Raw genomic sequence first — 6722 nt, 5'->3', positions numbered from 1 at the left:
TAAAGAGCCGACGAAAATCTTATGTCAAATTGTTCCGCGAAAATCGGTGATAAACAAATTCATCATGTTGTAATAATGATTTGAGAAGTGATATAATAATTCTGTATAGCATGTCACCGTAAATTGTGACTTAACTGGTTGAATTGGAAATATTTTATGACTGAAGAAAGTCAAAAACGAGCTACAGCGTCTCAAAAATTCTGGGATGCTTTCAAGGCATGTATTGAGGATAACCGAGTGCGGCCTGATCGTTCGCTCTTTTATGTCAAATGGGGGCAGGCCTTTGTTAATTTCCTGCCCGGGAAGCGATTGCGCGATCGTTCGCGTCAGGATATTGAAGCCTTTATTGCCGACCTGGGCAAACGTCCCGGCATCAAGGACTGGCAGGTAAGGCAGGCGGAACATGCCTTGAGAATTCTCTATGAAACGTTTCTTCCCGGCTATTCTCCAGATGGCATGATAAGTTCGACGGCAAATACTGAAAAAAAGACGCGGGCGTTGAGGATTACTCCTGAGGCGGGGACTTTCCTCGATCGGGTGGTACCCGGCGAGGTTGAGCGGCTTTTTTCGCCGCTTGTCGATGCCTTGAGAACAGAGATACGCAGCCGCCATTACTCGATCCGGACAGAGGCAGCCTATCTTGAGTGGGTGCGTCGTTTCATCGCCTTTCATGGCTACGCCGACCCGAAAAGCATTGATGCGGCTGCGGCAGTGAAGGAATATCTTGACTATCTCGCAGTGGAGAGGAAGGTTGCAGCCAGCACTCAAAACCAGGCCCTCAATGCATTGGTGTTCTTTTACAGCCATGCCTTGCAGAGACCCTTTGGAGAAATGGAAACCTTTGTGAAGGCCAAACGTCCGCAGCGGTTGCCCGAGGTGATGACCAGAAGTGAAATCCAGTCCCTTTTCGAACAGATGGAAGGAATTACTGCGCTCATGACCGGCCTGATGTATGGAGGCGGCCTGCGGCTCATGGAGTGTGTACGTCTCAGGGTCAAGGACATCGACTTCGGCCGCCACCAGATCATGGTGCGTGACGGCAAGGGTCAGAAGGATAGGATAACGATGCTGGCGGAGCGTTTTGTCGTTCCATTGCAGGAACATCTTGCCAGGGTGAAGGTTATTTATGAAAAGGATCAGGCAAATGGGGTTCCCGGGGTCTATATATGGCCGGCGTTGGCCCGCAAATATCCAAAGGCAGCATATGAATGGATCTGGCAGTATGTGTTCCCCGCCAAGGGCCTTTCGGTTGATCCTCGAAGCGGTACCGTGCGGCGGCATCATATCAATGAAAACCTCGTGCAAAAGGCTGTGAAAGAGGCGGCATCACAGGCCGGGACTTTCAGTCAAAAGCCCGGCTGATTATGAATAACAAGCCTATTTTAATTCCTAACTTTGGAACTTATCAATAAAATGAGATGCCTTATTTCCAGAATAAAGTCAAGAATCAACTTTCTTTAGAGGGATAAACAGGGGGAAGCTTTCCCACATAAACGCCTCTTCCGACCCTTTCAATGTCTTCTCTTTTAAAGGCGATAGAAAGAATGCTCCTGATCTTCTTTTCATCAATCCCTGTTTTTCTTTTCAGTGTGGAGACGTCAACCCCTTTCTTTGCCCGCTTTACAATTTTGAGGATCTGGCCTGCTTCAGTCTCCCCGGTGAATCCTCTTTTGGAGACAGGAAGGCTCGCAACAGTTGCTCCTGCTTTCCTTCCAACCGGGGAGGGGGGCTTCTTCTCCGGCTTGTGCACCCCTTTTCTCTTTATCTCTTTCGTAGCGGAAATCGCCCCCGCTCCCGTTCCTGCTTCCCATTTCGCCCCCACTTCCATATCAATACCGAATATATCCCCAAGATTGGAATCATCAATTACCCTGCCGGTTTTCTTTTCCGCGACTCTCAGCAACTTATGTGTCCTGTCTTCCACCGCCTGGCTTATTAAATTCCCCATCTCGACCTGTCTGAGTTTAAAGAAGAGGCCGGGGTCTTTATCAAGCCTGACGCCAATGCCGTAGAGCGTTGCCGCAACATGCTTGCACATGTAAGCCCAGTCAGGACAACTGCAATGGAACTCGATCTCTTGCGGCGAGGGGAAGAGGCCCTCTCCCTTGGCCATGAATATTTCGCCGAGGGTCTGGGGAAATTTCCCGGCCAGGAGTTCCTGTAATGAATCGAGTTTTCCTGCGCTGGCCGCTTTCATCTTGTCCCAGATCGGTTTAGTGATAGCCTTTATCCTGATGGTTATGTCGTAGGGTTTGGATCTTGTTCCCTGAACGAGAGAATCCACCTTCCCGGAATCTATCCGGAGATCAAGCACGGCGCCATTGCGTACATAGCTGCGTCCGCGCCCGATCCGATTGCTGTAATCGGCATATCGTTCAAGGTTCAGATTCCATGACTTTCCCCACCATGTTCTCGCCAGGGCGCTTCCTTCAACGAAGACAGGTTTGATGTCGGGGTTATCCTTTATCAACTTTTTTAATTTCTTTTCTGCCTTTGCCTTCTTTTCCGCTACAGGCACATAACGGGGGTAGTCCCAGTATCTCATGAGCGCCTTTCAAGTCTTCATTCTTATAATGTTAATCTGAAGAGCTTTATCAATTCATCATCTTTCATCTCTGTTATCCATGCCTCGCCGGCACCGGCAATAATATCTTCTGCAAGCCTCGTCTTCTCTTCGAGCATCATATCAATTTTCTCTTCCACTGTGCCCTTGGTTAAGAACTTGTGCACGATAACATTCTTCTTCTGCCCAATCCGAAAAGCCCTGTCGGTTGCCTGATTTTCTACGGCGGGATTCCACCAGCGGTCAAAATGAATCACATGATTCGCTTCCGTCAGATTCAACCCGATACCGCCCGCCTTCAAGGAGAGAACCATAAAGGGGATATAGCTTTGAGATTGAAACGCTTCCACAATATTTTTTCTTTTACTGACCGGCACCCCACCGTGCAGGATCAGGCCTTTTCGATAAAAGATGCCTGCGAGGAAATCATGAAGAGGTTCGGTCATTTCCTTGAATTGTGTGAATACCAGAACCTTTTCCCTTTTTTCATATATCGTCTCACATATCTCCCGGAGCCTCGTAAATTTTCCGCTGTCTTTTTCTTCAAATCCCGATTGCCCCAGATATTGATCAGGATGATTACAGAGTTGCTTGAATTTCATAAGGGAAGACAGGATCAGCCCTCTCCTCTGGATGCCTTCTGTTTCGGCAATTGCCCTCTTTATATCTTCCACTGCTCTGTTGTACAAGAGCACCTGTTTTTTACTGAGGCTCGCATAAGTTTTCATCTCCACCTTGCCCGGAAGATCGGAGATAACCGATTTATCGGTCTTCAGACGTCTTAGGATGTAAGGGCTGATGAGTTTGCGCAATTTTGCATACCCGGAATGGTCATCCTTCAGCCTGTCTGAAAACTCTTTGAACTCCTTTATGTTACCGAGTAATCCCGGATTTAAAAAGTCAAAAAGAGACCAAATATCCGAGAGTCTGTTCTCGAGAGGAGTCCCCGTCATTATAATCCTGTTTCGCGCAGTCAGTTTTTTAACCGCCCGCGCTTGTTTCGTCCCTGGATTCTTGATGGCCTGGGCTTCGTCCAGGATAATATAGTTCCAGGAATAAGATTGGAGCCATTCATATCTTTGAGCCATGGCATAAGTTGTAATAACGAGATCGAAGTCATCCGGTGAATTGTGTGTTTTTTCCAGGGCATTTTGGGCGGTACCGGCGCTGGGATGCGCCACAGAGAAACGAATATCGGGGGAAAATCGCTGAATCTCAGAAGACCAGTTGAAGATGAGGGAGGCCGGTACGACTAAAAGACTGGCCTTATGGGGGCTTCCCGTTCTATGGAGTTCTGATTTCAAGATATGTAAGAAGGCCAGCGCTTCAACGGTCTTTCCCAGGCCCATATCGTCCGCCAGGCAGGCGCCGAACTGTAGTGAGTGTAAGAAATAGAGCCAGTTTACCCCTTTGTGTTGATACTCTCTCAATTCGGCCTTGAATGTATCATCGGGCTTCACAGGAGGGATCTTCTGCGGGTTAAGCATCTTCTGGATGACCGATTCCATCCATTTTCCGTTTGAGATACTGTGGTCTATCTCTGTGCCATGGACGCCCAGTAACTTTTCCGGCCGCAGTTGCAGGCGCAATGCCTCTATGAAGCTCAGGCCCCCAGCATTTGCCATCTCTTTTGCTTTTTTGTACGCCTCCAGCGTCTGTCTCAGTTTCTCAGGATTCACAGCCACCCATTTGTTTTTGATATAGGCGAGTCCTTCCGATTCATTGAGCAGTTTTTTTGCCTCTTCTTCTGAAATCTGTGTATCTCCTAAAAACAGTTGCGCATCAAAGTTCAAAAGCGCATCCATTCCCACAAAAGAGGGCTCTTTATTGCCGATGCTTACATTAAGCCTGATACTCGATGCGCTGCCTTTCCACCAGTTGGGAATACGGCACAGGATGCCGCAATCTTCATAGACAGGAATCTCTTTCAGGAAGGAAAACGCCTCTTTTGAGCTCCAGGCAAGGGGGTGAAACAATTCGCCGGTTTCGAGGAGTTCGGAAATCAGGGGGCTTCTTTGGGCGGCTCGATGGACTGTTGTCAGGAGTTGCAAAAGCTTTTTACTGTCCTGTCCATATTCCTGCAGTGCATGCTTAAGAGGGAGATGTTTGGATTTCCCCTGTTCATTCAGCCTGGTGGAGTAGGTTGCCAGAAAGGCAAAGGGATTTTCCTCATTCTTGTTTTCTACGAGATGGAAAAAGACCCTGCCCACGAGGTGCACATTGGGACTGTAGGTCTTGATAAAATCCTCAACTGTCCCCTCATACGTCCTTATTGCACCGGCAAAAGTCTTTCCCAGCCTTAACCATACATCCTTAAGCAATTCCAGGGTCAGATAGTCGGAGCCGGTCATTAGCGGAGCATCTTCCAGATACCGTCTCAATGCGTCTTCTTCTATCAGGATCTCGGCCTTATGACGCAGGACTTCCAGATCGGACGTCTGGGAAAGCCTTTTGGCAAACAATCCTGCGAAGCTCCGCCAATAATCAAGGGAATGAGAAAGAGGGGCGCCTCTGTCGCAAAAACCCAGGAAAAGAAGCCAGGAATCCGTATTCCGGGAAAAACGCTTGTATATCTCCTCCTGTAACAATCTATTGCTCTGGATTATGGCCTCCTGGGTATCCGTCCATTCTAACTCCAGGGAGCCGTTCGGCATAACAACCGCGATTAATTCCCGATTTATATCTTCCGTCATAGGGTAAATATTTTCTGAATCAACGGTAGAGAGATTGTATGGGGAAGGGGTCTTTAGGCAATGATCCCCTTCTCGACATATTGACGGAATTCATCCTCATCCAGGCTCAGCAAGTCCTGATAGACATAGCGGTTATCCTGTCCTAACAGGGGGCCGGCCCGCCGGAAGCAGGCCGGTGTACGGCTTAGCCTTATCGGTGTGCCGTCGGAGGTGGTATTGCCCAGGACCGGGTGGGGGAGTTGTATAAAAAACCTTCTGCTCAAAAGTTGAGGGTTGCCTGTTAGGTCGGCGGCGTTATTGACCACTCCGGTGGGCACCCCGGCTTTCTGTAGCATATCCATTACCTCTTCTGGCGGATAATTAATAGTCCATTGTCCTATCAGTTCATTGAGATCCTCAGCGTGCTGCTGCCGCTGCAAAAGATCGGAGAATCTTTCCTCTTTTGTCCAGGCGGGATTATCCATGATCCGGCAGAGGGCATGCCACTCATCCTCGGTGAATACAGCGATAACACACCACCTGTCGTCGCCCAGACATCTGTAGCAACCGTAGGGAGCAGCGGGGATACCTTCAGGGGTTCTGTCCCGGGGTGTGGCCGGCGTACGGTTGACCGCACAGTCCAGAAGAGCAGGGCCGAGCAGGCTGGATACTGCCTCGTATTCCGAAATATCCAGATACTGCCCCTCGCCAGTCCTCTGGCGGTATTCCAGGGCCCCTAAGATGGCTAAAGCAGCAACTAGACCGGCCAATGGGTCTGCGTAGGCATAGCCTATTCCAGTCGGATAATCCTTGCCGGGGGAGGTGAGATAGGTAATACCGGTAAGGGCCTGAATAGTATATCCGAGGGCGACGAAATCCCTCCACGGTCCCGTCTGTCCCATCCCCGACATGCCGGCCATGATCAGGTCAGGTTTGGCCTGTTTCAGGACCTCGTAGTTCAGCCCCCAGTTAGCCATCACCCGGGGGGTAAAATTCTCTATCACCACATCGCTTATCCTGACCAACCTCAGTGCAAGCTCCCTTCCTTCGGGGTGGCTCATGTCCAGGGTGATGCTCAACTTGTTACGGTTCCAGGTATTGAAATAAGCTGTGGCATTGGACTCGGCGCCCTTTGCGGTTTTCCCGGATTGGACTTTGATCACCTCGGCCCCAAAGTCGGCCAGGATCCTTGTGGCATAGGGGCCGGCCAGAAGCCAAGTAAAATCCAGCACTCTTATCCCCTGAAGGGGACTTTTCTCCATCTGGCATCCTCTTTTAGAAAGTTAAGAGGTTATTTAAATTGTCACTCTTGGTTTTTGGTTTCTACCAGGAAGCAAAGAATAATTCGTCACTGTAGGATTAAAAACTCGTAACTATTCAGCCTGTCGAATCATGCCAATAAAGTAGAACATTGTCAAGGGTCCCTGCATGCCGGAGTAAACCACATACCGGCTAAAGCCGGTAGCTTTGACGTCGGCTGGAAGCCG

General features: G+C 49.3%; 4 protein-coding genes. 1 reads left to right on the top strand and 3 read right to left on the bottom strand.

What is annotated here, in order from left to right:
* Positions 1-156: 156 nt before the first annotated feature.
* Positions 157-1362 (top strand): integron integrase, encoded by a 1206-nt coding sequence (locus tag QMD03_09675; GenBank protein ID MDI6777480.1) that lies wholly within the window; start codon positions 157-159, stop codon positions 1360-1362.
* An 85-nt stretch (positions 1363-1447) separates the two neighbouring features.
* Here QMD03_09675 and QMD03_09670 read toward each other — a convergent pair whose 3' ends face one another.
* From QMD03_09670 to QMD03_09660, 3 genes are read right to left on the bottom strand one after another with little or no spacing between them, the layout of a single operon-like run.
* Positions 1448-2545: a hypothetical protein gene (locus QMD03_09670; protein MDI6777479.1), complete on the bottom strand. Its 1098-nt coding sequence runs from the start codon at positions 2543-2545 to the stop codon at positions 1448-1450.
* Between the two features lie 23 nt (positions 2546-2568).
* Entirely contained in the window at positions 2569-5256 is a 2688-nt protein-coding gene (locus QMD03_09665) for a DEAD/DEAH box helicase (GenBank protein MDI6777478.1), read from the bottom strand.
* Positions 5257-5309: 53 nt separating this feature from the next.
* Positions 5310-6497: a CoA transferase gene (locus QMD03_09660; protein MDI6777477.1), complete on the bottom strand. Its 1188-nt coding sequence runs from the start codon at positions 6495-6497 to the stop codon at positions 5310-5312.
* Between the last annotated feature and the right edge of the window lie 225 nt (positions 6498-6722).

It is taken from the genome of Syntrophales bacterium, assembly GCA_030018935.1.
In the GTDB taxonomy this organism is placed as follows: domain Bacteria; phylum Desulfobacterota; class Syntrophia; order Syntrophales; family CG2-30-49-12; genus CG2-30-49-12.
Note: the sequence above shows the minus strand (reverse complement) of the source record. Positions and strands in the feature narration are given on the sequence as shown.